The sequence below is a fragment of the Nonomuraea longispora genome (assembly GCF_004348345.1).
Taxonomy (GTDB): domain Bacteria; phylum Actinomycetota; class Actinomycetes; order Streptosporangiales; family Streptosporangiaceae; genus Nonomuraea; species Nonomuraea longispora.
The window spans coordinates 1-24,019 of sequence record NZ_SMJZ01000143.1; the positions used below are offsets into that span (position 1 = coordinate 1).

The 24,019-nt window shown below is 71.4% G+C and carries 23 protein-coding genes; 11 read left to right on the top strand and 12 right to left on the bottom strand.

Features of this window, described 5'->3' with window-relative positions:
• Positions 1 to 437: 437 nt before the first annotated feature.
• Complete coding sequence (locus E1267_RS46685; RefSeq protein WP_246064350.1) at positions 438 to 587, bottom strand: hypothetical protein; 150 nt, start codon at positions 585 to 587, stop codon at positions 438 to 440.
• 35 nt (positions 588 to 622) lie between these two features.
• Between E1267_RS46685 and E1267_RS30235 the strand changes: the two genes are divergently transcribed.
• The 5 genes from E1267_RS30235 to E1267_RS30255 all read left to right on the top strand — a co-directional run bounded on the left by E1267_RS30235 (position 623) and on the right by E1267_RS30255 (position 5,355).
• On the top strand, positions 623 to 964 hold the full coding sequence (locus tag E1267_RS30235) for a hypothetical protein (protein ID WP_132337425.1): 342 nt from the start codon (positions 623 to 625) through the stop codon (positions 962 to 964).
• Positions 965 to 1,085: 121 nt separating this feature from the next.
• Positions 1,086 to 1,892: a rod shape-determining protein gene (locus E1267_RS30240; protein ID WP_132337427.1), complete on the top strand. Its 807-nt coding sequence runs from the start codon at positions 1,086 to 1,088 to the stop codon at positions 1,890 to 1,892.
• Positions 1,893 to 1,913: 21 nt separating this feature from the next.
• Positions 1,914 to 3,455, top strand: a complete 1,542-nt coding sequence (locus tag E1267_RS30245; protein WP_132337429.1) for a PucR family transcriptional regulator — start codon at positions 1,914 to 1,916, stop codon at positions 3,453 to 3,455.
• Positions 3,456 to 3,562: 107 nt separating this feature from the next.
• Positions 3,563 to 4,816 (top strand): NAD(P)/FAD-dependent oxidoreductase, encoded by a 1,254-nt coding sequence (locus E1267_RS30250; RefSeq protein ID WP_132337431.1) that lies wholly within the window; start codon positions 3,563 to 3,565, stop codon positions 4,814 to 4,816.
• 101 nt (positions 4,817 to 4,917) lie between these two features.
• Complete coding sequence (locus E1267_RS30255) at positions 4,918 to 5,355, top strand: anthrone oxygenase family protein (RefSeq protein WP_132337433.1); 438 nt, start codon at positions 4,918 to 4,920, stop codon at positions 5,353 to 5,355.
• Between the two features lie 93 nt (positions 5,356 to 5,448).
• On the opposite strand, the gene E1267_RS30260 is transcribed toward E1267_RS30255, so the two are convergent.
• The 7 genes from E1267_RS30260 to E1267_RS30290 all read right to left on the bottom strand — a co-directional run bounded on the left by E1267_RS30260 (position 5,449) and on the right by E1267_RS30290 (position 13,303).
• Positions 5,449 to 5,685, bottom strand: a complete 237-nt coding sequence (locus tag E1267_RS30260) for a hypothetical protein (RefSeq protein ID WP_132337435.1) — start codon at positions 5,683 to 5,685, stop codon at positions 5,449 to 5,451.
• A 193-nt stretch (positions 5,686 to 5,878) separates the two neighbouring features.
• A complete protein-coding gene (locus E1267_RS30265; RefSeq protein WP_132337437.1) occupies positions 5,879 to 6,757 on the bottom strand; it encodes a carbohydrate ABC transporter permease in 879 nt (292 codons plus the stop codon).
• The gene (locus E1267_RS30270; RefSeq protein WP_132337439.1) at positions 6,754 to 7,743 is read right to left on the bottom strand and encodes a carbohydrate ABC transporter permease; all 990 of its coding nucleotides are present in this window, start codon (positions 7,741 to 7,743) and stop codon (positions 6,754 to 6,756) included. Before E1267_RS30270 ends, E1267_RS30265 begins: the two co-directional genes overlap by 4 nt.
• Before the next feature lie 46 nt (positions 7,744 to 7,789).
• The gene (locus tag E1267_RS30275) at positions 7,790 to 9,118 is read right to left on the bottom strand and encodes a sulfatase family protein (RefSeq protein ID WP_132337441.1); all 1,329 of its coding nucleotides are present in this window, start codon (positions 9,116 to 9,118) and stop codon (positions 7,790 to 7,792) included.
• Entirely contained in the window at positions 9,115 to 10,296 is a 1,182-nt protein-coding gene (locus E1267_RS30280; RefSeq protein ID WP_132337443.1) for a sulfatase-like hydrolase/transferase, read from the bottom strand. Before E1267_RS30280 ends, E1267_RS30275 begins: the two co-directional genes overlap by 4 nt.
• Positions 10,296 to 11,753 (bottom strand): ABC transporter substrate-binding protein, encoded by a 1,458-nt coding sequence (locus E1267_RS30285; protein ID WP_165959875.1) that lies wholly within the window; start codon positions 11,751 to 11,753, stop codon positions 10,296 to 10,298. The genes E1267_RS30280 and E1267_RS30285 overlap by 1 nt, the downstream gene beginning before the upstream one ends.
• 314 nt (positions 11,754 to 12,067) lie before the next feature.
• Positions 12,068 to 13,303, bottom strand: a complete 1,236-nt coding sequence (locus tag E1267_RS30290) for a sulfatase family protein (protein WP_132337447.1) — start codon at positions 13,301 to 13,303, stop codon at positions 12,068 to 12,070.
• A 128-nt stretch (positions 13,304 to 13,431) separates the two neighbouring features.
• On the opposite strand from E1267_RS30290, the gene E1267_RS30295 reads away from it, so the two are divergent.
• Complete coding sequence (locus tag E1267_RS30295; protein WP_132337449.1) at positions 13,432 to 15,102, top strand: DUF4185 domain-containing protein; 1,671 nt, start codon at positions 13,432 to 13,434, stop codon at positions 15,100 to 15,102.
• 24 nt (positions 15,103 to 15,126) lie between these two features.
• On the opposite strand, the gene E1267_RS30300 is transcribed toward E1267_RS30295, so the two are convergent.
• Entirely contained in the window at positions 15,127 to 16,488 is a 1,362-nt protein-coding gene (locus tag E1267_RS30300; RefSeq protein WP_132337451.1) for a sulfatase-like hydrolase/transferase, read from the bottom strand.
• Positions 16,489 to 16,654: 166 nt separating this feature from the next.
• On the opposite strand from E1267_RS30300, the gene E1267_RS30305 reads away from it, so the two are divergent.
• Together E1267_RS30305 and E1267_RS30310 are read left to right on the top strand one after the other, a co-directional pair.
• Positions 16,655 to 17,764, top strand: a complete 1,110-nt coding sequence (locus E1267_RS30305; protein WP_132337453.1) for a Gfo/Idh/MocA family oxidoreductase — start codon at positions 16,655 to 16,657, stop codon at positions 17,762 to 17,764.
• A complete protein-coding gene (locus tag E1267_RS30310; RefSeq protein ID WP_132337455.1) occupies positions 17,761 to 18,117 on the top strand; it encodes a cupin domain-containing protein in 357 nt (118 codons plus the stop codon). Before E1267_RS30305 ends, E1267_RS30310 begins: the two co-directional genes overlap by 4 nt.
• Positions 18,118 to 18,132: 15 nt before the next feature.
• On the opposite strand, the gene E1267_RS30315 is transcribed toward E1267_RS30310, so the two are convergent.
• Entirely contained in the window at positions 18,133 to 19,017 is an 885-nt protein-coding gene (locus E1267_RS30315; RefSeq protein ID WP_132337457.1) for a DNA-3-methyladenine glycosylase family protein, read from the bottom strand.
• Between the two features lie 85 nt (positions 19,018 to 19,102).
• Here E1267_RS30315 and E1267_RS30320 point away from each other — a divergent pair, with 85 nt between their 5' ends.
• Positions 19,103 to 19,873 (top strand): aminoglycoside phosphotransferase family protein, encoded by a 771-nt coding sequence (locus E1267_RS30320; protein WP_132337459.1) that lies wholly within the window; start codon positions 19,103 to 19,105, stop codon positions 19,871 to 19,873.
• 71 nt (positions 19,874 to 19,944) lie between these two features.
• Positions 19,945 to 20,277, top strand: coding sequence for an antitoxin (locus E1267_RS30325; protein ID WP_132337461.1), 333 nt, complete (start codon positions 19,945 to 19,947; stop codon positions 20,275 to 20,277).
• 3 nt (positions 20,278 to 20,280) lie between these two features.
• On the opposite strand, the gene E1267_RS30330 is transcribed toward E1267_RS30325, so the two are convergent.
• Together E1267_RS30330 and E1267_RS30335 are read right to left on the bottom strand one after the other, a co-directional pair.
• Positions 20,281 to 21,084 carry an MBL fold metallo-hydrolase gene (locus E1267_RS30330; RefSeq protein ID WP_132337463.1) on the bottom strand — a complete coding sequence of 268 codons (804 nt, stop codon included), beginning with the start codon at positions 21,082 to 21,084 and terminating at the stop codon, positions 20,281 to 20,283.
• 9 nt (positions 21,085 to 21,093) lie between these two features.
• Positions 21,094 to 22,416 carry an MFS transporter gene (locus tag E1267_RS30335; RefSeq protein WP_132337465.1) on the bottom strand — a complete coding sequence of 441 codons (1,323 nt, stop codon included), beginning with the start codon at positions 22,414 to 22,416 and terminating at the stop codon, positions 21,094 to 21,096.
• Positions 22,417 to 22,550: 134 nt separating this feature from the next.
• Here E1267_RS30335 and E1267_RS30340 point away from each other — a divergent pair.
• A partial coding sequence (locus tag E1267_RS30340; protein WP_132337467.1) for a cobyric acid synthase occupies positions 22,551 to 24,019 on the top strand: 1,469 nt, incomplete at its 3' end.

The window sequence follows — 24,019 nt, forward strand, 5'->3', positions numbered from 1 at the left end:
GGGCCGGGATTGGGAATCGGGTCTGGACCTTTCTGTGCGGTGGCGCCCGCGGTGCCGTACGGGGTGGTCAGCGCGGCGGCAGCGGGGGCGGAGAGTGCGAGGGCGACGCCCGCGCATAAGAGCGCCGCCATGAGGGATCGTCGGCGAGGGTGCTTCATCGGGGGGAAACCTTCCGTGCGTCAGCCGGTACGGGGGCTCGGTCGGGCAGCGTCACGAAGGCGGCTGCGTGGGTCGTGCCTTGTCGGGACGGGACGGGGACGGCCAGGGGGTGCTCACAGCGATCTCCCAGGATGACAACGTTGTCAACCTCGATCTGCCAAGGAAGTTGTCAAATCGCAGGCTCCCTGTCAAGAGGCCGCACGGCGTACGAGGCCGGCCCGGGAGGACCGGCCGGCGGTGACAGCCGCGAGCGCCGGGTCAGCGCCGCTTGACGACGGTCAGCAGGACCGCGAGTCCTCCGGCGCCTCGAGACTGTGGCGGGCGTCGGGCACGACGAGCAGGTCTCCCGTGCGCGCCATCCACGCGCCGGCGCCGACCGCCAGGCCGGTTCGCTGACGGGCCAGCGCGACGAGCGAGAGTTTCTGCATGCCGTCATCGTCTCAGTTGGGCTATGGTCGGCCGTGTGACGGGACCCTGGAACACCCCGGGCAGGCTCATCGTGCTGAGCCTGGTCCTGGTGTGCTCGCTGGTGGCCGGCGCGTCGAGCGTCTGGCACGCCGCCGGTGACCCCGTCATCCAGGAGGCGACGACGTGGAGCCCGGGCACCACGGACCCCCGGCTGACGGGCCTGCCGCCCCAGCTCTCCACCGGCCGCGAACCCCTGGCGCCGGCGCGGTCCGGCGCGCGGCAGGGCGACGCCGCCCATCTCGCGCTGCTGCCCCCGCCGCACGGCTCGGCCGCCGTCGGAGACCCTCAGCAGTTCGGGCACCGCCCCGCGGGGTCACGCAGCCCGCCGCCGGCCTAGCCGCTCACCGTCCGTCCACGGCCGCGCCGCGGCCCGGCCGTGCGCGTCCGGCTGCCCGCCGGTGGGGCCGTACCCGGACACACCCCTTCCCTTCGCGTCAAGCAAGGAGCCGAACACCGTCATGGCCGAGCTCGAATCAGCCCCCACTCTCCAGCGCACCCGCCACGGCAGGGTGGCGCTCGATCTGGGCACCGCGCACACCAGAGCGCTGACGTCGAGCGGGGTCGCCGTCGCCGACCGCCCCTCGGCCGTCGTCGCCTCCCGGTCCATCGCCGGCGTCGCCGATCCGGTACGCCCGATCCGGCACGGCATGGTCGCCGACCCCGGCGCCTGCCTGCGCCTCGTACGCCTCGTGCTGCGCGACGTCCAGACGGCGGGCGACGGCTCGATGGAGCAGGTGGTGGTCGGCGTGCCCGTCGCCGCGTCGCCCAGCGACCGGCGTGCGGTGCGCACCGCGGTGTCCGAGGCCGCCGGGTGCGGGGTGACGCTGGTGGAGGAGCCCCTGGCCGCGGCCGTCGGCGTCGGCCTGGACGTCACGGACTCGCGGCCGTTCCTGCTGCTCGACGTGGGCGCGGGCATCGTCGAGGTGGTCGCCATCCGCGACGGCGTCATCAGCGAGGCCATGGCCATCCAGCTGGGCGCCACGACCAACGCGGGGCTGCTGCCGTACGTGCTGGACGCCGTCGTCGACATGACGGCCGTGCTGCTGCGCCGCCTGCCCCCGCAGGTCCGTACGGCCGTGCGCGGCAACGGCCTGACGGTGACCGGCGGCGGCGCTCTGCAGGCGCGGCTGCTGCACCGCCTGGACGCCGCCCTGCGCATTCCGGTCAGCACGCCGCCCGAGCCGCAGAACGCCACCGTACGAGGCCTGATGCGGCTGTGCCTGATGCCCGCCTTGGCATCCAGGATCGCCGCGCGTGGCCGCTGATCGCCGGGGCAGGGTAGCCCTGTGATCCGACTCGATCGCCTGGTCAACGTGCTCGGCGGATACGGGGTGCGGCTGTGCGGGCGTCCCGAGATGCGCGCGGCCCAGCTGCGCAGCGTGGCGATGCCGGACCCCACCGACGAGCGCGTCCAGGGTGACGTGCTGATGGCCATCGGCGCCCCGTCGGTGACCGAGGCGGTGCGGTGGGCGGTGTCGGCGCGGGCCACCGTCGTGCTGGCGCGCGCCGGCGCCGAGGCCGCCCGCGAGGCGTCCTCGGCCGGCGAGAGCGAGGGTGTGGCGGTCATGCTCGTCGATCCCGCCGTGTCGTGGAGCCAGCTGGCCGGCGTGGTGTACGGGCTCGTCCTGGAAGGGAGTGAGACGGAGGCCGGTCGCGGGCCGACGGACCTGTTCGCACTGGCCGACAGCCTGGCCGACGTCGTCGGCGGCGCGGTCACCATCGAGGACCGCCTGTCGCGGGTGCTGGCGTACTCACGCTCCCAGCAGGCGGGCGACCCCGCCCGGCTGGAGACGATCCTGGTGCGGCAGGTTCCCGGCCGGCTGCGCGAGCTGTTCCAGTCCAGGGGCGTGTTCGACCGGCTGGCCGCGTCCGACGAGCCGGTGTTCGTCGAGCAGGACCCGGCCCACGGGCTGACCGGGCGGATGGCGGTGGCCGTGCGGGCAGGCCGCGAGGTGCTCGGCTCGGTCTGGGTGACCTGCGGCAGCCCGCTGACCGGGGCGCGGCTCGGCGCCCTGAGCGACGGGGCGCGCACGGTGGCGCTGCACCTGCTGCGCTCGCGGGCGAGTGCGGACCTGGAGCGGCAGGTGGAGTCCGACCTGGCCATCCGGCTGCTGGAGGGCAGCGCTGACGCCGCGACGGTGCTCAGCCAGCTGGGGGTGGCCGGCGAGACGTTGCGCGTCATCGCCGTCCGCGCGCACACCGAGGAGGAGCGGCACGCCGCGCTGCTGCTGGCGTTCGAGCGGGCCACCACGGGCTTCGGCTGGTCGCGGCCGGGACGCAGCACGCTGCTGGGCAACACGCTCTACACGATCCTGCCCGGCGAGGACGCCGACGCGGCGCGCGCCTGGGTGTCCGCGCTGGAGTCCGCCCTTCCCGCGCAGGTACGGCTGCTGGCCGGGATCGGGGCGCCGGCCAGGGCCTCGGAGCTGCCGGCCAGCCGGCAGGAGGCCGACGAGTGCCTGGCGCTGCGTGAGGCGGGCCCCCCGCACGCCGCGCCGCCGGCGTACGACGAGTCGTGGGACGACATCCTGCTGCGGCGGCTGCGTGCCGCCGCGCGCACCGGACGCACCCCCGCGCGCGGGCCGGTCGGCGCGCTGCGCCGGCACGACACCAGCCACGGCACCCACTACATGGCCACGCTGCGGGCGTGGCTGGAGGCGCAGGGCGACCCCGCCGTGGCCGCGGAACGGCTCGGCGTGCATCCCAACACCGTACGCAACCGGCTCCGCAAGATCACCCAGATCACCCCGCTCGACCTGGACGACGCCCGCCAGCGCCTCGCCATGATCATCACGCTGGCCGCCCTGGAGGACGACCGCCCGTTGTGACGGTCGCACAATCCGGCCGTCGCGATTGTCGCCTCCGCACAACACCTGCTGGTCTCGTGCGCGTGATCCTGAAGAAAAGAGACTTTTGTCCAGTACGGAGGCATGCCATGAGCGAGCGCATCACCAACCCGCCGCGGTCGGCGATCGTGGTGGGCGCCGGCATCGTCGGCCTGTCGACCGCGTGGTTCCTCCAGGAACGCGGTGTCGAGGTCCACGTCGTCGACCGGGGCGGCGTGGCGGCCGGGGCGTCCTGGGGCAACGCGGGATGGGTCGCGCCGGGCCTGGCCATCCCGCTCAACGAGCCCTCCGTCGTGCGTTACGGCCTGAAGTCGCTGGTCAACCCGTCCGCGCCGCTGCACGTCCCCGCCACCTTCGATCCGAAGTTGTGGGCGTTCCTGCTCAGATTCGCCGCCAACTCCCGGTGGCCGTCCTGGACGCGGGCCGTACGCGCCAACCTGCCGCTCAACGAGGAGTGCTTCGAGGCGTACGACGTGCTCACCGCGAACGGCGTGGACGCCCCCGTCGTCGAGGCGCCCATCACCGCGGCCTTCCACACCCCGAAGCAGGCCGAGACCCTGCTGCGCGAGCTGCGCCGGATGGCCGACGCGGGACAGCCCGTCGACCACACGGCCCTGGAAGGCGCCAGGCTCGCCGAGCAGGCGCCGCTCGCCTCCGCGGCCCTGCGGGCGGGCGTGCGGATCGACGGTCAGCGCTACGTCGACCCCGGCGGCTTCGTCCACGCCCTCGGCAAGGAGGTCATGGCCCGCGGCGCCACCGTGTACGCCTTCGAGGCCACCGACCTGCGTGAGGAGAACGGGAAGATCACCGTCAGCTCGCGGCACGGCACGTCCGTGTCGGCCGACGCGGTGGTGCTGGCCACCGGCGCGTGGCTGCCGCGCCTGGCGTCCCGGTTCGGGGTGCGCGTCCCCGTGCAGGCCGGCCGCGGCTACTCCTTCACCGTGCCGGTCGACCGACCCGTGCACGGCCCGATCTACCTGCCCGACGTGCGGGTGGCCTGCACACCGTACCAGGGGGCGCTGCGCGTGGCGGGAACCATGGAGTTCCGCGACCCCGACGCCCCGGGCGTCCCTGCCCGCATGGAGGCGATCATCGCCTCCGCCCGCCCGCTGCTGGACGGCGTGCGCTGGGACGAACGCACCGACGTCTGGGTGGGCCCCCGGCCGGTCACCCCCGACGGGCGCCCGCTCGTCGGCGCGACCGCCCGGCGGGGGATCTACGTGGCCGGCGGGCACGGCATGTGGGGCCTCACCCACGGCCCTGTCACGGGCCGGCTGCTGGCCGAGCAGATCACCACCGGCAAGCAGCCCGCCGCCCTGCACGAGTTCGACCCGCTCCGCTGACCGTAGGCGGGGGACGGTGGCCCTGGGAATGAGACGCTCGCATATGTGATCGAGCGCCCGATGCATGGACCGTCTTATGCCGCAAGCATCACGATGGTCTCATGTTGGCACTGCCTCTGATCGCACTCGCGCTGCACGGCGCCCTCGCGGGCCTGTTCTACTCCTTCTCCATGTCCGTCATGCCGGCCCTGAACGCCATCGACACCGCCCAGGCGGAGGCGGCGATGCGCAGCATCAACCGTAAGATCCTCAACCCCTGGCTCTACCTCGTGTTCCTGGGGTCACCGGTCGCGGCGCTCGTGGCGGGCCTGCTCGCGGACGGCCCGGCCGCCCTCTGGTTCTTCGCCGCCGCCGCGGTGAACTTCGCCGGCTCGTTCCTCGTCACGGTGGCGATCAACGTACCGATGAACAACGCCCTGAACGCGGGCACCATGCCGTGGAGGGACTTCATGCGCAGGTGGACCGCGTGGAACACGTTCCGTGCGGTGGCGAGCGTGGCCAGCCTCGTGCTGGTCGGCGTCGGCCTGACCGCTCTCTGAGAGGAACCAGGCGGGCGCTGACGGAACCGGGCTGCCGGTCGTGACCGTCGCACGGCCATGACCGGCAGCCCGGTGGTGATCCAAGCGTGCTGATCAGAGCGTGAGGCAGCCCACGAGCGGGACCTCGGGCGGCACGGCCGCCGCGCCGACAGGATCGGCGGTGCTGCCGGTCACGCAGTTGGCCATCACGACGGGGTCGATTTTCGTGATGGATTCCAGGCTGTTGAGCTTCGTGGGATCGATGACGGCGTGGGCGGGAGCTGACAGGGTCATGCCGGTGGCGGCGGCGATCATCGCGACGGCGGCGATCTGGCGAGGGGATGGACGCACGGAGAACCTCCTAGTGCAGGATCACTGTCAGTCACCGACAGTAATGAGATGGGAGCGCTATGTACATGGCTGCCGCATGAGAAAAGGCTCATGAACCCGGTGCTCCGGGTCAGCCGAGCAGCTCCAGCACCCGTACGGCCTGCCGCTTCCGACCGGCTCCTCGCATAGCCGCAGCCCGCGGGGACGACGCACGTCACGACTTCACGGCGCCCGCCATCCCCTCGACGAAGTAGCGTTGCAGCAGCACGAAGAGGATCACGACGGGCAGCAGCGAGATGACGGCCGCGGCGGCCATGCCGCTCCAGTCGACGGAGTTCTCGCCCACGAAGGCCAGCATGCCGACGCTCAGCGTACGCAGGTCGGGCCGGCTGAAGGTGAAGACGAGCGGCAGGAAGAAGGCGTTCCAGGTGGCAAGGAACGTCAGCAGGGTGACCGTCGCGGTGACCGGCATCGCGAGGGGCAGCATCACGCGGAAGAAGACGGACAGGAAACCCGCGCCGTCGATCACGGCCGCCTCTTCGAGCTCCTTCGGGACGCCGCGGAAGTAGCCCATGTAGAGCAGGATCGAGGCCACGTGGGCGGCGCCGCTCAGCGCGATGACCATGCCGGACAGGGAGTTGAGCAGCCCCAGGCGCTGGGAGATCTCGACGACCGGGATGATGGTGTAGCCGGTGGGGACGAACAGGGTCGCGATCAGCACGACCATGACGGTCTTCCTGCCGGTGAACCTGTACCTGGCGATCACGTAGCCCGCCATCGCGCAGCGCACGACGACGAGCACGACCGTGCAGACCGTGACGATGACGGTGTTGAGCAGATACTGGCCGAAGCCCGCGTCGGTCCAGGCGCGGGCGTAGTTCTCCCAGACGGGCGTCTTCGGCAGCAGGCTGAGGCCCGAGCCGAAGACCTCCAGCTGATCCTTGAGCGAGGCCGACACCATCCAGACGAACGGGTACACCCACAGCAGCGCCCCGATACCGATGATCACCGCCATGACCCACCACACCAGGCGGTTGCGGACGCGGGCCACCGACCAGCCGCGGCCGGGGGCCTTGTGGACCGTCGTGCTCATGCGAGGCCTCCTGCCTTGCGGGCGGCGCGGATTCCGGCGAGTTGCAACAGCCCGAGCAGGCACACGAACATGCCGAAGATGACGGCCGCCGCGGACGCGAAGCCGAGCTGGGGCGTGGTGGCGGCGAACGACCAGCGGTAGATGTAGATCTCCACCACCTCGGTGCTGTAGAACGGGCCGCCGTTGGTCATGGTGAGCACCAGGTCGAAGACCTTGAGCGTGCTCTCCAGCGTCAGCAGCGAGATGATCACGGTGAACGGCTTGAGCAGCGGCATCGTGATGTGCCGGAGCATCGACCAGGGGCCCGCGCCGTCGAGCGCGGCGGCCTGGTAGACGTCGTCCGGGATCGTCTGGAGCGCGGCCAGCCAGTAGATCAGCGTCACGCCGAACCACTTCCAGACGTAGACGCCGACCACGGTCCAGAGCGAGGTGGAGGAGTCGCCGAGGAAGTTGATCCCCTCGTCCACCAGGCCGAGCGTGAGCAGGAGCTGGTTGACCGGGCCGTCGGTGGGGTCGAACACGAACTGCATGACGACGCCGACGATGGCCGTCGTGGTGACCACCGGCAGGAAGAACGCCGTACGGAAGAGGCTGCGCAAAGGCATCTTCGGCGAGTTCAGCAGCAGGGCGACCAGCAGCGAGAAGATCACCTTGACCGGGACGGCGACGACCGTGAACAGCGCCGTGACGGTGAAGGAGTTCCAGAACTGCGGGTCGGCCAGCACGTCCTGGTAGTTCCGCAGCCCGACCCAGGTCTTCTCCGCTTCGAAGCCGTTCCACTCCACGAAGGAGAACCAGTAGCTCGCGATGATGGGGTAGACGGTGTAGAGGCCGTACAGCACCACGGTCGGGGTGAGGAAGAACCAGATCCAGACCTGGGTGCTGGTGAAGCGGCGCCGCCGCGCGGGCGGCCGTCGCCGGGTCAGCGCGGGCGCGGGACGTTCCCCTGGCTCCCGTCTGGCCTTCAGCCTGGGCAAACTGACCATGTCGTCCTTCTGCGGGTCGTGGTGGGGGATGGCCGCCGGCGGTGCGCTACGAGCGGTGGCCGCGGTCGGCTTGGAGCTCCTCGTCGAACTCCCTGATCCGGGCGGTGAGCGCGGCGACCAGGCCGGGGTGGCGCGTGCTCAGGTCGTACGCCTCCTCCGGGTCGCGGTCGAGGTCGAACAGCTGCGGTAACTCCTCGGTCGCGGAGAAGCCCCTGCCGGTGTAGAACGGGCCGGGGAAGCGTTTGACGTGCAGCTTCCACCGGCCGCGGCGCACGGCGTTGCAGTCCTCGCGGCTGTAGAAGAAGATGTCGCCCCGGTCCACGGGCCGTGCCCCCGGCAGCGCCGCGGACAGGTCGGTGCCGTCGATGACGCGGTCGTCGCGCAGCCGCGCGCCGGTGATCGCGGCCAGCGTCGGCAGCACGTCCACCATGCAGGCCGGTTCCGTGTAGGTGACGCCGGCCGGTACCGTGCCGGGCCAGGAGAGCACGAACGGCACCCGCACCCCGCCCTCGTACGTCTCGGCCTTGCGCCCCGAGAACGGGCCGGTGCCGCCGACGTACCAGGGGCCGTTGTCGCTGGTGAAGATCACCATGGTGTCCTGCCGGATGCCGAGCCTGTCCAACTCGCCGAGCAGCACGCCGAGGTAGTGGTCCACGGCCTCGACCGCGTCGCCGTAGTCGCCTCCGGCGGAGCGCCCGGCGAACTCCGGCTCCACGGACAGCGGGGCGTGCGGCATGGTGTGCGCCAGATACAGGAAGAAGGGCCGGTCGGCGTGGTCGCGGATGAAGGAGACGGCCTGCTCGGTGTAACGGCGCGTCAGGGACGGCTGGTCGGCGGGGTCCTCGACGACGCGGTCACCGTCGTACAGCGCCGGGCTGGGATTCCAGTCGTTGCTGCCGAGCAGGCCGTAGAACCGGTCGAATCCGTGCTTGTCAGGCCGGAAGCGGGGCGGCGCGCCGAGATGCCACTTGCCGACGCACGCGGTGGCGTACCCTGCCTCGCGCAGGTAGGCGGCGATGGTGACCTCGCTCGGCGCGAGCCCGTTCGTGTCGCGCGGGTCGAGGACGTACGGCAGGTTCACCCGGGGCGCGTAGCAGCCGGTGAGCAGCGCGGCCCGGGACGGCGTGCACAGCGGCGAGGCGGAGTACATCGTGGTGAAACGCATGCCGCCCGCGGCCACGCGGTCCACCACGGGCGTGCGGATCAGCGGAGCGCCGTAACAGGACAGGTCGCCGTAGCCCAGGTCGTCGCAGTAGACGATGATCACGTTGGGGGCGCGGCGCGCGGCGGCGGGCGCCGCCTGGGCCATCGTGGCCAGACCGGCGAGCACGCCCGCGCCCTGGAGCACCTGCCGGCGGGTGGCCGCCACGGTCATGAGGCCTCCACCGTCCGGGCGAACTCCTCCAAGCCGGTCCTCATCCGCTCGGCGACGTCCGCGTGCCGGGAGCTCACGTCGCACGTCTCGCCGGGGTCGGCGGCCACGTCGAAGAGCTGCGGCATGTACGCCGTCCGGTCGCTGGAGAAACGTACGTGCAGCTTCCACCGGCCGTGCCTGGCGGCGTTGAGGTGCGGGCCGAAGAACAGGTAGACGGGGGGACGGCCGGCGTCGTGCCCGGCGAGCCGGGGCGACAGGTCGTACCCGTCGAGGTCGCGCATCGGGGCCGAGCACAGAGCGGCCAGTGTCGCGGGCACGTCCACCAGCGACATCGGCTCGTGGTCCGCTCCCGGCCGCACCCTGCCCGGCCCGCGGATTAGGAACGGCACGCGCACGCCGCCGTCGTACACCTCCGGCTTGCGCCCGCGGCGCCGCTGGGTCGCGCCCTCGTAACGCGGCCCGTTGTCGCTGGTGAAGATGACGAGGGTGGAGCCCCGCAGCCCGTTCCTGTCCAGCTCGCCCAGCAGCGCGCCGACGTGGTGGTCCAGGCACTCCACCACGTCGCCGTACGCACCCGCCGCCGATCTGCCCGCGAAGGCGGGGTCGGGACGGTAGGGGACGTGGGGGTCGAGGTAGGACAGGTAGAGGAAGAACGGCTGCTCACGTCGTTCGGCGACGAACTCCCGCGCCTTCGCGGTGAAGTGCGCGATCCCGCCGGAGACGTCGAAGTCGTCCTTGACCACCTCGTGGCCTTCGACCAGCGGCAGGGGTGAGACATCCGTGCCGTACATCGTGCCGTGGAAACGGCCGAAGCCGTGCCGCAGCGGATGGTCCTGGGGGCGGTCGCCGAGCCGCCACTGGCCGACGCAGGCGGTGGCGTACCCGGCGGCCCGCAGCGCCGACGCGATGGTGACCGCGCCCGGCCCGAGGCCCGCGTCCGCGCCGCGGCCGAGCGAGTGGGGCAGGCCGAGGCGGGCGCCGTACCTGCCGGTGAGCAGGCCGGCGCGGGACGGCGTGTCGGTGGCCGCGGCGGCGTACGCGGCGGTGAAGCGGCGGCCGTGGCGGGCGAGGGCGTCCAGGTGCGGGGTGCGGACGGCCCGCGACCCGAGTACGCCCAGGTCGCCTGGCCCGAGATCGTCGGCCACGATGAGCACGACGTTGGGGGGTGCGGGCGGCATCAGCCGTACATCTCCCGGGTGTAGTCCGTCTCCGGCTTCCAGTTGGAGAAGACCCAGTCGTCCACGCTGATCTCGGCGCCCTTGGCCTTCGCCGCGGCGATGGCCCGGTCGCGCTCGGCGGTCATCTTGTCGCTGAGCTCCTTGAGCGCCTTTCGGTAGTCAGGGATGTCGCCGGTGAACGCGCCCTGCACGATGTCGCCGAGCCCGGGGGTGACCTCCTTGGTCTCCGCCTGGTACGCGGTCATGCCCTTGGGGTTGCGCACCACCGGGGCCGGGCAGAGGTAGGCCTGCTCGGCGAACCAGCCGACCAGCTTCTTGTACGCCGGGTGCGCGTTCGACCTGGCGACCGCCTCCATGTCGCTCGGCGGCTGGAGCATTGCGTTGGCCAGGTCGACGGCGTAGGAGTCGGTGACGAAGTAGTCGCCGAGCAGGCGGCCGGCCTCCTTGGGGTGCTTGCAGGTGGGCGAGAGCCAGTAGGTGCCCTCGCGCGGCCCCGAGTAGGTGGCCACCTTCTTGCCGGCCTCGGGCACGAGCACCGGGCCGACGCCGAGCTTGTCCTTCCACTGCGGGACGGTCTCCAGCGTCGAGCCCGCGGTGAACGGCCCGCTGATGAAGTACGTCGCCGCGCCCGCAGCCCAGCGCCCGCGTGCCACGTCGTCGCTCCATGACCGTGAACCGGGGGCGATCAGGCCGTCCTTCTGCAGCGACAACATGAACTCGATGGCGTTGACGAAGGCGTCGTCGTGGTAGGCGTACTCGCCGGTCTTGAACAGGCAGCCGTCGGCGCCCTGGAACCCGCCCGCCTGGGCCATCTTGTCGACGGCGAAGCCGAGCCGGATCGGCATGCCGATGCACCAGGCCAAGCCGTGGGAGTCCCCGCCGGACGCCTTCTGGGTCGCGGCGCACGCCGCGCGGAACTCGTCGTAGGTGGTGGGCGGGGCGTTGGGGTCGAGGCCGGCCTTGGCGACCAGCTGGGTGTCGAACCAGGTGACGGCCATGTAGGAGCGGTAGTGGTAGATCGGCCAGGAGTAGACCTTGCCCTCGAAGGTGTGGATGCCCTCGTAGAGCTGGTCGTCCAGCCGTTTCAGCGCCGCCTCGCCGAGCTCGATCGGCGCCACCCAGCCGTCCTTGATGAGCTGCTCGACCTGCGCGCCGATGCCCACGTTGACGTGGATGTCGGGAAGCTGCTTGCTCTGCTTGGCCAGCTGGAGCGCTTGGGGGAACTTGGCCGCGCTGACGTGCGTGTATTCGACGGGGACGCCGCCGGGCGACTCGGCGAACTTCTTGAACAGCGCCTCCTTGGCCTCCTGGCCGCTCTCCTGGGCGTCCCACCACGTCAGCCTGCCCGCCGACCCTCCGGAGCCGGCGCCGCTCGTCCCGCCGCACGCGGCTGCGGCGGCCATCAGCCCCATCAGGCCGGTCGTCTGCATGAACCGCCGGCGGCTCAGGGTGTGCATCACTTCCACCTTTCGCGGCGATCCCGCTTCGGGCATGACGCACCCCCAAGAGCCGGGCGGGATCGCGGATTTCTTGTTGATGAACACGGCGCGACCTTCGACGTGCGCAGGCGGTCGTGGTCCGAGTAATCGATTTCCAAGCAACGTAACGGCGACGCACAGCAGTGTCAAGAGTCACGTGAGCGACGCTGAAACAGGCATTATCGAGGGACAATGCCGGCGCCGACGGGCGTGCGGGGCCGAGCCGGCGCCTCCGGCCGGGTCCTGGGCGGCGGCCGGGAGGCGCTCGCGGCCACGTCGAGGTGCGGCCGGGGTCAGGCGCAGCGGCCGGCGGCGCGTCCTTCGGCCTCGACCCGCTGGGCGGTGATCTCGGCGGCGAAGGAGGTCGCCAGCTCGGTGAGCCGGGCCATGACCTCGGGCTCCAGGTTGGCGACGTTGTAGGCCTCTCCGGGGTCCGTCTCCAGGTCGAACAGCTGGGGCAGCTCCCTGCGGTCGGGCTGCGGGTTGCGGTCGACGTGCAGCTTCCATCTGCCCTGGCGCAGCGCGTTCAGGGTCCAGTGGTGGAAGAAGTACAGGGCCTCGCGCTCCGGCATCGGCCCGCCGGTGAGCGCGGGTCCGATGTCGATCCCGTCGATGGGCCGGTCGGCCGGCAGTTCGGCGCCGGTCAGCCCCGCCAGCGTCGGGAGGAGGTCGATGAAGCAGGCGGGCTCGTCGCACACCGACCCTGCGGGAATCCTGGCCGGCCACTGGGCGACGAACGGCATCCTGATCCCGCCCTCCCAGGTGTCGATCTTGCGCCCGCGCAGCCCGCCCGTGCTGCCCTCGAACCAGGGCCCGTTGTCGCTGGTCACGATGACCAGCGTGTCCTCGGCGAGCCCGAGCTCCTCCAGCCGGTCGAGGATCCGGCCGAGGTGGAAGTCGATGCACTCGATCGTGTCGCCGTACGTGCCGCCCCTGGACGTGCCGCGGAAGCCCTCCTCCACGTGCAGCGGGATGTGCGGCATCGTGTGCGCCAGGTAGACGAAGAACGGATCGTCGCCGCCGCGCTCGATGAACTCGATCGCCCGGTCGGTGTACTGCTTGGTGAGCTCGGCCTGCTCCACCTCCTTCTGCACGGGCTTCTCGCCGTCGTACAGGTGCACGGGGTCCATGTCGTTGCTGTACAGCAGGCCGAAGAAGTCGTCGAACCCGTGCCGCGTGGGATTGTGCTCGGGGCGGCAGCCGAGGTGCCACTTGCCGTACCCGGCGGTACGGTATCCGCGCGTCTTGAGCACCTCGGGAACCGTGCGCTCATAGCCGGACAGACCCTCACCCTCGTGGGGGAAGATCACGCGCGGGAGGCCGACCCGCTGGGCGTACCTGCCGGTCATCAGCGCGGCTCGGGACGGCGTGCACACGGGTGCGGCGGAGTACATGTGACGGAAGGTGATGCCGTTCTCCGCCACGCTGTCCATCCGTGGCGTCTTCACCACGGTACCGCCCATCGCGCCCATGTCGCCGTACCCCATGTCGTCCATGAACACGAGCACCACGTTCGGCCGGTCTTTCACTGTGGATCTCCCTTGACGATCGCTTCCGATTCCGCCTAGTTTCCTAGAAATCGATTACTCGCACCATAGCGTGACGAGGAAATCTGGAGAACCCCGCCGAGAGCCCCTTTGCCTTCCCAGGAGTGCGCATGAGCCACGCCCCCGCGCGGACCCCCCGATTCGCCCCTGTACGACGTGCCGTCCTGCCCCTGTTGGTACTCGTCCTGCCGCTGGCCGCGACGTCTTCCGCGCACGCCGGCTCTGGTGACGGCGGGCCCGCGACAGTGCACGCGGCCCCGTCGTCGTCCCCGCCCGACAGCACGTGGCCGTCGACGGTCCGAGTCGGCGAGCGCAGCGCGGTCACCTCGCCGAGCGGCGGCGACCTGTGGCCCTCCTGCTGGTCGGACGACGACAACCTGTACGCCGCCCACGGCGACGGCCGCGGCTTCGGCCCCCTGCCGGGCACCGACATCGGCGTCAACCGGATCACCGGCACCCCCGAGCAGGACAACCTGGCCGGCACGCTCGTCGCCAAGGGCGACCAGGTCGGGCAGATCTGGAGCGGCGCCGGCTACAACCGCAAGCCCACGGGCATGGCCTGCGTCGGCGGTGACCTCTACCTGGCCGTGCAGGATCTGAAGAAGCACACGTTCGACAGCGCGCCCGCCGCGACCATCGCCAGGTCCACCGATCACGGCCGCACCTGGACCTGGCACACCGGCGAGGCGATGTTCGCCGGCTCCGTCTTCACCACGATCATGTTCCTGGACTTCGGCAAGGACTACGCCGACGCCGTGGACGGCTACGTATACGCGTACGGGCTGGACAACAACTGGCGTCAGCAGACCGACGTCTACCTCGGCCGCGTGCCCAAGGACCGGATCCAGGACCGCTCGGCCTGGGAGTTCTACACCGGCACCCAGGGCGGGCGGGCCACCTGGTCGGCCGAGATCGGCGACAGGGCGCCGGTCGTCCACGACGAGGAGCGCGTCTACCAGAGGGTGCACGAGGACGGGGTGCACGACAAGGTGCTGATCGCGCAGGGCGGCGTGGTCTACAACAAGCCGCTCGGCCGCTACCTGTTCACCACCTGGAACGCCTTCCAGTGGACGATCTACGACGCGCCCAGCCCGTGGGGCCCGTGGAGCAAGATCCGCGCGAAGGACTTCGGCGTCGGGTGGACCCAGGACAAGCATGGCGGCTACGCGCCCACGATCCCGTCGAAGTTCATCAGCGCCGACGGCCGGACGATGTGGGCGCAGTCGAACGTCTGCGGCCCCTGCGGCGCGACGCCGAAGACCGTCTACAACTTCAACCTGCGCGAACTGCGGGTCACACCGCGCGCCCCCTCGGCGCCGGACAACCGCAAGGACGCCGCCCGCAACCTGGCCACGGACCCGGGCACGACGCCGTACGAGCGGGTGACCCGCGCCGGACGTACGTCCATCTACAACGACGGCGACCTGACGGCGTCCGAGGACGACTGGAACAACGAGGTGAAGAGCACCAGTTGGTGGGGGTACACGTGGCCGCGCGTGCGGCACGTCAACGAGGTGCGCTACACGACCGGCGCGATGCCGGCCGACGGCGGCTGGTACGCCCGTGACCTGCGCGTGCAAGTGCGCAGGAACGGCCGGTGGACCGACGTGCGGAACCAGCGGATCACCCCTGCCTACCCCTACGACCGGACGGCGGGGCCCGGCAGGACCTACACGTTCCGCTTCGCGCCCGCGGTGGCCGACGGCGTACGGGTGATCGGGGTGCCGGGCGGCTCGCACACCTTCACCTCCGTCTCCGAGGTCGGGGTCCACTACCGCTGATCGCCGGCGCCAAGCTGTGACCGCTCACGGCGCAATCGATTTCTCCGAAGGGAAGCCCAGGGCGTCGCGGCGAGCCCTGAAAGCGGTCATGGCGGCGGCGTAGGCGGGGTCGGCGGCGTGGTCGGTGCTCTCCTGAGGGTCCTTGGCCAGGTCGAACAGGACCTCGGGGCCCTCGGCGCCGTACCACTGGTACTTCAGTACGCCCTGCTTGATCATCAGCCGGTTGCCGCCGAACTGGGAGACGGCCTCGTCGGGCCAGCCCTCCTCGTCGCCGGACATCAGCCCGGCCAGCGACCTGCTGTCCAGCCCGCCGGGAGCCGGCACGCCGGCCAGGTCGCAGAGCGTGGCGAACAGGTCGCAGGTGCTCACGTTGCGCTCCACCGTGCGCGGGGCGAAGCGGGCCGGCCAGCGGATGATGAGAGGCACGCGGACGCTGGCCTCGTAGAAGCGTTGTTTCTCGTAGACGCCGTGCTCGCCCAGCATCTCCCCGTGGTCGCTGGTGTAGACGATGATCCAGTCGTCGAGGTCCTGGCCGGCCAGGCGCAGCGCGTCCAGCACCCGGCCGTACATCCGGTCGGCCAGCTCGATCATGCCGTAGTAGGCCGCGGTGGCGCGCCGGTGCTCACGCTCGCTCACCTCGATCCCCGGGCGCACGACGAAGCGGTCGCCGCCCAGCACCGGATGGCCGGACAGCCGCTGGCCGGAGTAGGGGCGGACACGGGTGAGGTAGTGGTCGAACAACTCGCGGTCGGGCACCTGGAACGGATAGTGCGGCTGCCACAGGCTGACCTTGAGCAGCAGCGGCACCTCGGGGATCGGCCGGTCGTAGTAGGAGTCCACGAAGTGCTGGTGCGCGTACTGGACGGCGCCGTCCACCGCGTACTCGTCCGCCGCCAGGTAGGGCGGGCGGCCGACGCCCGCGCGCCGCACCTCCTTGGCCATGGGCCACTTGTGGTGGATCGGCTCCGGCAGCCCGGCGTACGACGCCTCGTCGCGGCCGGGGATGTGGCGGTGGGAGATGCCGGAGTCCATGCCGATGCGGTGGGTCCAGCCCTGCATCTGGTCGGGGCCGGTGTGGTGCAGCTTGCCCGCGGCGACCGTGCGGTACCCGTACTGGGCGAGGCGGCGGGCGTACGTCATGTGGCCGGGTGTGAGGTCCTCGCCGAACCGCTCGCAGCCCGTGGTCCTGGGGAACTGCCCCGCCATGATCGACTGCCGTCCCGGCACGCAGATGGGGGAGGGCGTGTACGCGTTGGTGAAGACCACGCCCTCCGCCGCGAGCGCGTCGAGCACCGGCGTGCGCGCCACCGGGTCGCCGGCGAACCCCGCGGCGTCGGGCCGGTGCTCGTCGCTCATGAGGAACAGGATGTTGGGCCTTCTCGCCACGGGTGATCCCTCCGTGAGCCGGCCCTCTGGGGGCGCGGATCGTTCTGCTAGGGTTTGAGTAATCGATTTCTAGCAATATCCGGCGCCCCTGGGGCTGTCAAGGCGCGGGAAGGAGATCGGCGTACGCGCCCCCGGTCGAGCGTCCGTGAGGGAGAGGAAGGCCCGCGTGCCAGACCGCGTCACTTACCAGTTCGAGTACGACGAACGTGTCCGCTGCGCCTTCATCGGCGCGGGAGAGCACTCCTACCGCAACGTTTATCCGGCCTTCCAGTACGCCCCGGTCGAGCTCGCCGCCGTGTGCGACGTGCGGCGGGAGCGCGCGGCGGCGTACGCGCGGATGTTCGGCGGGCCGTCAGGAAGGGCGGCCCCCTACACCGACCACCGGGAGATGCTGGCCAAGGAGAAGCCCGCGGCCGTCTTCATCGTCACCTCCTACGACCAGCGAACCGGGCGGGTGCAGGCCACCGACCTCGCCCTCGACTGCCTGCGCGCGGGCGCCCACGTGTGGATGGAGAAGCCGGTCGCCGCCTCGGTCGCCGAGGTGCTGCGATTGCGGCGGGTGTCGGCGGAGACGGGCCGGTTCGTCATGGCCGGCCTCAAGAAGATCTTCACGCCCGCGGTGGAGAAGGTCGCCTCGATCATGGCCTCGGAGGCGTTCGGGCCGGTCTCGTCGATCTCCGTACGCTATCCGCAGGCCCTGCCGCCGATGGAGCGCCGGCACGACCTGAAGGCCATGCGCTGGTTCCTCGACCACGTCTACCACCCGGCGGCGGTGCTGACACACCTGATGGGGCCGGTCGAGCGGCTGTCGTACGAGTGGGAGCCGGGCGGCGGGAGCAGCGTGAGCACGCTGCGGTTCGCCTCGGGGGCGATCGGCTCGCTGCACCTGGTCGCGGGCGTGGCCGCGACCTCGCCGCTCGAACGGCTGGAGGTGGTCGGCCGCGGCGCCAACGTGATCGTGGACAACGGAGTGCGGCTCACCTACTACCGGCCGGGAGCTCGCAGGGACTACGGCAGGGACGCGTCGTTCGTGGTGGACGACGCGGTGGCGCCGCTGGTGTGGGAGCCGGAGTTCTCCCTCGGCCAGCTGTCCAACAAGAACCTGTTCTATCTGGGCTACGCGCCGGAGGTGCGGCACTTCTGCGACAGCGTCCTGTCGGGCAGGCCGCCGGTCAAGGGCACGCTGGACGACGCACTGGAGATCATGCGCCTGTTCGAGGCGTACCGGGAGACGCCTCCGGGTTCCACGGCGACGATCGCGAGGGAGAGCGAATGAGCGCGTACGTGACACGGCGGGAGGACCGCGAGGTCGAGCACACCGCCTGGGGCCGGCTGGAGTGGATGGTCTCGGGCCGGCTGGGCAACTCGGCCACGATGACGGTCGGACGTTGTCACATCGCGCCAGGTCAGGCCAACCCCCGCCACTACCATCCCAACTGCGACGAGGTCCTGCACGTGCTCCAGGGAACGATCGAGCACGCCGCGGGCGACCAGCGGGTCGCGATGGGTCCCGGTGACACGATCAGCATCCCCGCCGGAGTGGTGCACAACGCCACGAACGTGGGCGACGACGAGGCGGTCTTCGTGATCAGCTTCTCCTCCGCCGACCGGAGGACCGTCGGCGAATAGGCTGGTGGAAATCGATTACTCGCCGTGAGGCGTGCCGTACGTGGACGCGCGGAACAGGAAGGAGGCCCAGGAACGGTAGGGCCTCCACGCCTCCGCCAGCCGGCGGTAAGCGGCGGCCGGCGCGTCCTCGGGCAGGCCGTACGCCTCGCGCAGGATGGCGAACAGGCGCGGCTCGTCACCGGGGAACGCGTCCGGAGCTCCGGCGCCCCGGATCAGGATCAGGCCGGCGGAGAACGGCCCGACCCCGGGCAGGGAACGCAGCTCGGCCAGGGCGTCCTCGGGGGAGAGCGAACGCAGGTGCTCGGTGGTGAGCACGCCGTCGAGCGCCGTGCGGGCCAGGCCGCGCAGCCACTCCTCCTTCTGCGTCGGCAGCCCGAGGCCGCCGGCGTCCACCAGGGACACGGGTGGCGGGAAGGCCGCGTACGTCCGCCCGTCCACGGTGACCCGCGCGCCGTGGCGTTCGGCGATGCGCTGCTTGATCCTGGACGCGACGATCATCGAGGACCGCTGCACGACCACCGCCCAGCAGGCCGCCTCCCACGGGCTCCAGAAACACACCGGCCGCAGGCCGGGGCTGCGCCGCTGCAGGTCGCCGAGCACCGGGTCGGCCTCGCCCAGCTTGGCGAAGCCGGCGCCGTCGACGTCGAGGGAGAGGATGCGCGCCACCTCGCCCCGGATCCGCGGCCCCGCGGGACGGGTGGTGGTGACGGCGACCCCGCCGGGCGAGGCCGTCACGGTCACGCCGATCGGCAGCCAGTCGGCCTCCGCGTTGTACGCGAAACGCAGCGAGCGGCCGTCGGACGGCAGCGCGCTGGTCGCCGGCCACTCCTCGACGAAACGCAGCAAGGCCCCGAAGTCGAACGGGCCCTCCGCGGTGAGCGTGAAGTCGTACGTGGTCATGCGCGAATGGTACGGGCGGCACGCGACCGGCAAGGCATCGTGGACATCAGCGGTAGGCGATCGGTACGGAAGGAGCTCGGGTCCCATGGCCGAGGAGATCGTGTTGCAGGACACGCCGCATCGGCGGGTGGTGCGCGTGGGCGACACCGTGCGCAGGCCGGCCCAGCCGTGGACGCCGGCGGTCCACGCGCTCCTGCGGCATCTTGAGGGCGTCGGGTTCCCCTACGCGCCGCGGGTGCTCGGGACCGACGAGCAAGGACGCGAGGTCCTCACCTACCTGGAGGGCGAGTCCGGGCCGCGGGGCTGGGCCATGGTGGCGGGCGACACCGGGCCCGCGACCTGCGCCGCGCTGCTGCGGGACTACCACGACGCGGTCGCCGGCTTCGACCCGCCGCCCGAGCTCGTCTGGCACACGGGGCAGCGCGGGCTGGACGGCGCCGAGCTGGTCTGTCATGGCGACTTCGGGCCGTGGAACATCGTCTGGCAGGGGGACGCCCCCGTGGGGATCCTCGACTGGGACTACGCCCGGCCGGCGGATCGCCTGCACGACGTCGCCTACGCCCTGGAACACCTGGCGCCCTTCCGCGACGACGCCGAGTGCCTGCGCTGGCTGCGTTACCCCGAGCCGCCCGACCGCCGGCGCCGGTTGGAGTCGTTCGCCGCCGCCTACGGCCTCACCGGCGCCGCCGGGCTGGCCGACAGGGTGATCGAGGTCCAGCGAGAGGTGGCGGCCCACGTACGCACGATGGCGGAGGCCGGGCACCAGCCGCAGGCGCGGTGGGTCGAGGAGGGATACCTCGACGAGATGAGCAGCAGGATCGCCTGGAGCGTGGCCAACCGGCCGCTGTTCGGCTGACCTGGGGAAACATCATGGGTTTGGCTCCGGGTAGGGGGCGACCGTAGCCGGAAAGAAACGGGGAAACGGTCATGAGCCGCATCGGAGAATGGCTGAAGAAGGCGGAGAACCTGGCCAGGGGGCACTCCAAGCAGGCCGACCAGGTGCTCGACCGCGCCGAGGAATACGCCAAGCAGCGCACCGGGCACAAGTACGACGAGCACATCAGCAAGGGGGCTGACGCGGTGCAGCAGCGCTACGGCGGCGGAGGCGCCGCGGGCTCGGAAGAGGAGCGGCGCGCCCAGCAGGAGCAGCAGGGGCAGCAGCCGGGGCAGCAGCAGGGGCAGCAGCCGGGACAGCAGCAGGGACAGCAGCAGGGACAGGCGGGACAGGAGGAGCAGCAGCGCAGGCCGCCGCAGGGCTGACGCCTAACGTTCCTCGACGAAGCCGAGATAACGTTCGGCGGAGCGGCGCACGGCCGCCGCTCCGTCCGTCTGGACGACGCGCTTCCACCAGCCGCCGTAGACCCGGTCGAACGCGTACGGCTCCAGCAGCGACAGGGCGCGGCGCACGACGTGCGGGCGTTCGGGAATGTAGTTGGGATAGCTGTACATGAAGCTCACCCAGCGCCGGTCCTGCACGACCTGGACGATGTCGCCGGAGAACAGGGCGCCGCCGCCGGCCGACGAGTGCAGCACCTGGCCGCCCGCGAAGTGCACGCCCGCGTTGATCAGCGTCAGGTCGTCCGTGAGCCGGTGAGTGTCACCCTCCCAGAAGACCACCGCGTCGTCCGGACGGGCCACCCACCGGCGGTCGGCGGCGTGGACGTAGATCGGGACGTCGCCGAAGGCCCGCGACCATTCGACCATGGAGCCGTAGAAGTGGGGGTGGCTGACGGCGATGGCCGACAGCCCGCCCAGCTCCCTCACCTCGGCGATCAGCTGGTCGTCGAGGTAGGAGACCATGTCCCACATGACGTTGCCCGCCGGGGTGCGGACGAGGAGGGCTCGCTGGCCGATGGCCGTGGGCGGGGCGGTGCCGATGCCGACCACGCCGGGGCCCTCCTCCTCCACCCGTCCGCGATGGCCCTCCTCGGCCAGCCCGGCGAGGGTCGTCCACTGCTGGCCGTTCCAGCCGACGTACTGGCGTTCGTCCTCGCAGATCGGGCAGTCGGGGCGCGGCTCGCCGTACTGGACGCCGCAGGTGCGGCAGATGGGCAGGCTTGACGGCATCTGTCCAGCCTAGGGCCGGCGGGCGGCGTCCTCCAGGACCTTGCGCGCGTCGCGTTCGAACGACGCCCGCGCTCCCAGCGTGAGCAGGCCGCCGACCACCATCGGGATGACCAGCAGGTACATGCCGGACAGCAGTGAGCCGAGCCGGTCGGAGGCGATGCCGACGATGAGGGAGCCGAAGGCGCCGCCCGCCGTGATGAGCAGTTGCAGCACGGCGAAGCCGAGGCCGCGCGAGGCGGCCGGCACCACGTCGGCCACGCACGCCGTCATGTTGGGGATCGCGATCGACATCAGGGAGCAGGCCAGCAGGACGAGCGCCGTCAGAGCGGCGATCGAGTCCATCGACAGGGCGAGCGCCAGCACCAGCGAGCCGGCGGTGATGCCGCCGCCGCCCGCGAGCAGCCGGCCGCCCTTGCGGCTGCCGTGCCACTTGCGGCCCAGCCACGAGCCGGCGAGGGTGCCCGTCAGCGTGCCCGCGACGGTGATCAGGCCGCTCAGCGAGCCGGCGGTGCCCACGCCGACGTCGAAACTGCGCACCATGAGCGTGGGCAGCCAGTAGAAGATGCCGGCCAGGCCGAGCGTGAGGAAGGACAGCCCGATGCAGACGAAGATCAGCGTGGGGATGGCCAGCACCTTCCTGAACTGCCGCCAGAACGGCGGTTTCGGCTCCGCCGGGTGCGCGGCGGGGGCGGCGTCTCCCTGGGCGACCAGCCGGTCCAGCTCGCCGCGCCGCGGCTCGCGCAGGAACCAGACCAGCAGCGCCGTGAGCACGCCGGGGACGACCATGACGAGGAACGCCGTACGCCAGGAGAACATCTCGGCCAGCACTCCGCCGAGCAGGGTGCCGACGCCGCCCAGGTAGGTGGTGACGCGGGTCAGCCCGTACGCCTTGGCGCGGCTGACGGGCGGGTAGTAGTCGGCGAGCAGGCTGCCCGCGGCCGGGTTGTCGATGTTCTCGGCGGCGGCCAGCAGCACGCGCATCAGGTAGAAGATGACGAAGCCGGTGGCCAGGCCGGAGCCGAGGGTGGCGATCGCCCAGACGAAGACGACCACCGCGATGATCCGCGTACGGCTGAACCGGTCGGCCAGGTAGCCGGCGGGCAGCGACACGATCGCGGCGGCCAGGGCGGCGGCCGTCGGGATGGAGCCGGCGGCGGTGTCGCTGAAGCCCCATTCGCGCTGGATGAGAGGGAGCACGCCCGACAGGAGGTTGTGCTCGATGCGGTCGACGAGTCCGACGATGAACAGAACGATCAGCGGCGCCCAGCCGAATGGCGCGCGGGCCTGCGCGTCGATGGCGCCGGCGCGTGGAGAGCCCAACGTACCGACCATGCCCACCCTTTCCGTAGGTAACTCTAGAATTACGTTCTAGGGCAACGTTCTAGCCAGAGTGGCAGAAGTCACAGCCTTCGTAAATGGTGGATTTCGCGAAATTCACGAGCTGCCGGCTCCGGTACGGTGCTCGCATGGTCAAGGGAGCGTTGCTGGTCGCGGGCACCACGTCCGACGCGGGCAAGAGCGTGGTCACCGCCGGCATCTGCCGCTGGCTCTCCCGCCAGGGCGTGCGCGTGGCGCCCTTCAAGGCGCAGAACATGTCGCTCAACTCGTACGTCACCGCCGGGGGCGCCGAGATCGGCCGGGCGCAGGCCATGCAGGCGCAGGCCGCCGGCGTCGAACCCGCCGCGGACATGAACCCCGTCCTGCTCAAACCGGGCAGCGAGCGCCGCAGCCAGGTCGTGCTCATGGGCAGCCCGGTCGCCGACGTCGACGCGATGGAGTACGGCGCGCTCAAGGACCTGCTCCGCACCACGGCGCTGGAAGCGCTGGACAGGCTCAGGAAGCAGTACGACGTGGTGGTGTGCGAGGGCGCGGGCAGCCCGGCCGAGATCAACCTGCGCCGTGGCGACATCGCCAACATGGGCCTGGCCAGGGCCGCGGACCTGCCCGTGATCGTCGTCGGCGACATCGACCGGGGAGGGGTGTTCGCCGCGTTCTACGGCACGGTGGGGCTCCTGGACGCCGCCGACCAGGCCCATGTTGCCGGATTCGTCGTCAACAAGTTCCGCGGCGCGGCCGAACTGCTGGAACCGGGGCTCGACATGCTCAGACGCCTGACGGGGCGCCCGGTCTACGGCGTGCTGCCCTGGCTCGACGGGCTCTGGCTCGACGTGGAGGACTCACTGGCCCTCGACGGCCGCAGGGTGAGCGCCGGCCCGCCGCACGGCAGGCAGACCCTGCGGGTGGTGGTCCCACGGCTGCCCTGGATCTCCAACTTCACCGACCTCGACGCCCTGGCCGCCGAACCCGGAGTGGTGGTGCGTTTCGTGACCGACCCGGCCGAACTGGACGACGCCGACCTGGTGGTGCTGCCCGGATCCCGCGCCACGGTCGACGACCTGGCCTGGCTGCGCGCGACCGGCCTGGCTGCGGCGGTCGGCGACAGGGAGGGGCCCGTACTGGGGATTTGTGGCGGGTTCCAGATGCTCGGGCGGGAGATCGTCGACACCGTGGAGTCCGGCGCGGGCCGGGTCGAAGGGCTGGGGCTGCTGCCGGCGCGGGTCGAGTTCGCGCCGGAGAAACGGCTCGGCCGGCCGGAGGGCGTCGCTTACGGGCAGCCCGTAAGCGCGTACGAGATCCATCACGGCCGGGCGACCGTGGAAGGAGGCGAGCCGTTCCTCGACGGGTGCCGGGCCGGTCACGTCTGGGGCACATCCTGGCACGGCGCCCTGGAGAACGACGGCTTCCGCCGCGCCTTCCTGGCCGACGTGGCCGATCGCGCGGGGCGGGCCTTCGTGCCGGCTCCTGGCACCGACTTCGCCCGGCTGCGGGAAGAACGGCTCGACGCGCTCGGCGACCTCGTCGAGCGGCACCTCGACACCGCCGCCCTGCTCCGGCTCATCGAGCACGGCCCCTGTCTCTTGTACACATCCGACTT

Bases quoted from the DNA above. Each gene is read 5' to 3' on its own strand.
- E1267_RS46685 (WP_246064350.1), bottom strand. From the start codon at position 587: ATGCAGAAACTCTCGCTCGTCGCGCTGGCCCGTCAGCGAACCGGCCTG.
- E1267_RS30240 (WP_132337427.1), top strand. From the start codon at position 1,086: ATGGCCGAGCTCGAATCAGCCCCCACTCTCCAGCGCACCCGCCACGGC.
- E1267_RS30250 (WP_132337431.1), top strand. From the start codon at position 3,563: ATGAGCGAGCGCATCACCAACCCGCCGCGGTCGGCGATCGTGGTGGGC.
- E1267_RS30255 (WP_132337433.1), top strand. From the start codon at position 4,918: ATGTTGGCACTGCCTCTGATCGCACTCGCGCTGCACGGCGCCCTCGCG.
- E1267_RS30265 (WP_132337437.1), bottom strand. From the start codon at position 6,757: ATGAGCACGACGGTCCACAAGGCCCCCGGCCGCGGCTGGTCGGTGGCC.
- E1267_RS30270 (WP_132337439.1), bottom strand. From the start codon at position 7,743: ATGGTCAGTTTGCCCAGGCTGAAGGCCAGACGGGAGCCAGGGGAACGT.
- E1267_RS30275 (WP_132337441.1), bottom strand. From the start codon at position 9,118: ATGACCGTGGCGGCCACCCGCCGGCAGGTGCTCCAGGGCGCGGGCGTG.
- E1267_RS30280 (WP_132337443.1), bottom strand. From the start codon at position 10,296: ATGCCGCCCGCACCCCCCAACGTCGTGCTCATCGTGGCCGACGATCTC.
- E1267_RS30285 (WP_165959875.1), bottom strand. From the start codon at position 11,753: ATGCACACCCTGAGCCGCCGGCGGTTCATGCAGACGACCGGCCTGATG.
- E1267_RS30295 (WP_132337449.1), top strand. From the start codon at position 13,432: ATGAGCCACGCCCCCGCGCGGACCCCCCGATTCGCCCCTGTACGACGT.
- E1267_RS30310 (WP_132337455.1), top strand. From the start codon at position 17,761: ATGAGCGCGTACGTGACACGGCGGGAGGACCGCGAGGTCGAGCACACC.
- E1267_RS30315 (WP_132337457.1), bottom strand. From the start codon at position 19,017: ATGACCACGTACGACTTCACGCTCACCGCGGAGGGCCCGTTCGACTTC.
- E1267_RS30320 (WP_132337459.1), top strand. From the start codon at position 19,103: ATGGCCGAGGAGATCGTGTTGCAGGACACGCCGCATCGGCGGGTGGTG.
- E1267_RS30325 (WP_132337461.1), top strand. From the start codon at position 19,945: ATGAGCCGCATCGGAGAATGGCTGAAGAAGGCGGAGAACCTGGCCAGG.
- E1267_RS30330 (WP_132337463.1), bottom strand. From the start codon at position 21,084: ATGCCGTCAAGCCTGCCCATCTGCCGCACCTGCGGCGTCCAGTACGGC.
- E1267_RS30335 (WP_132337465.1), bottom strand. From the start codon at position 22,416: ATGGTCGGTACGTTGGGCTCTCCACGCGCCGGCGCCATCGACGCGCAG.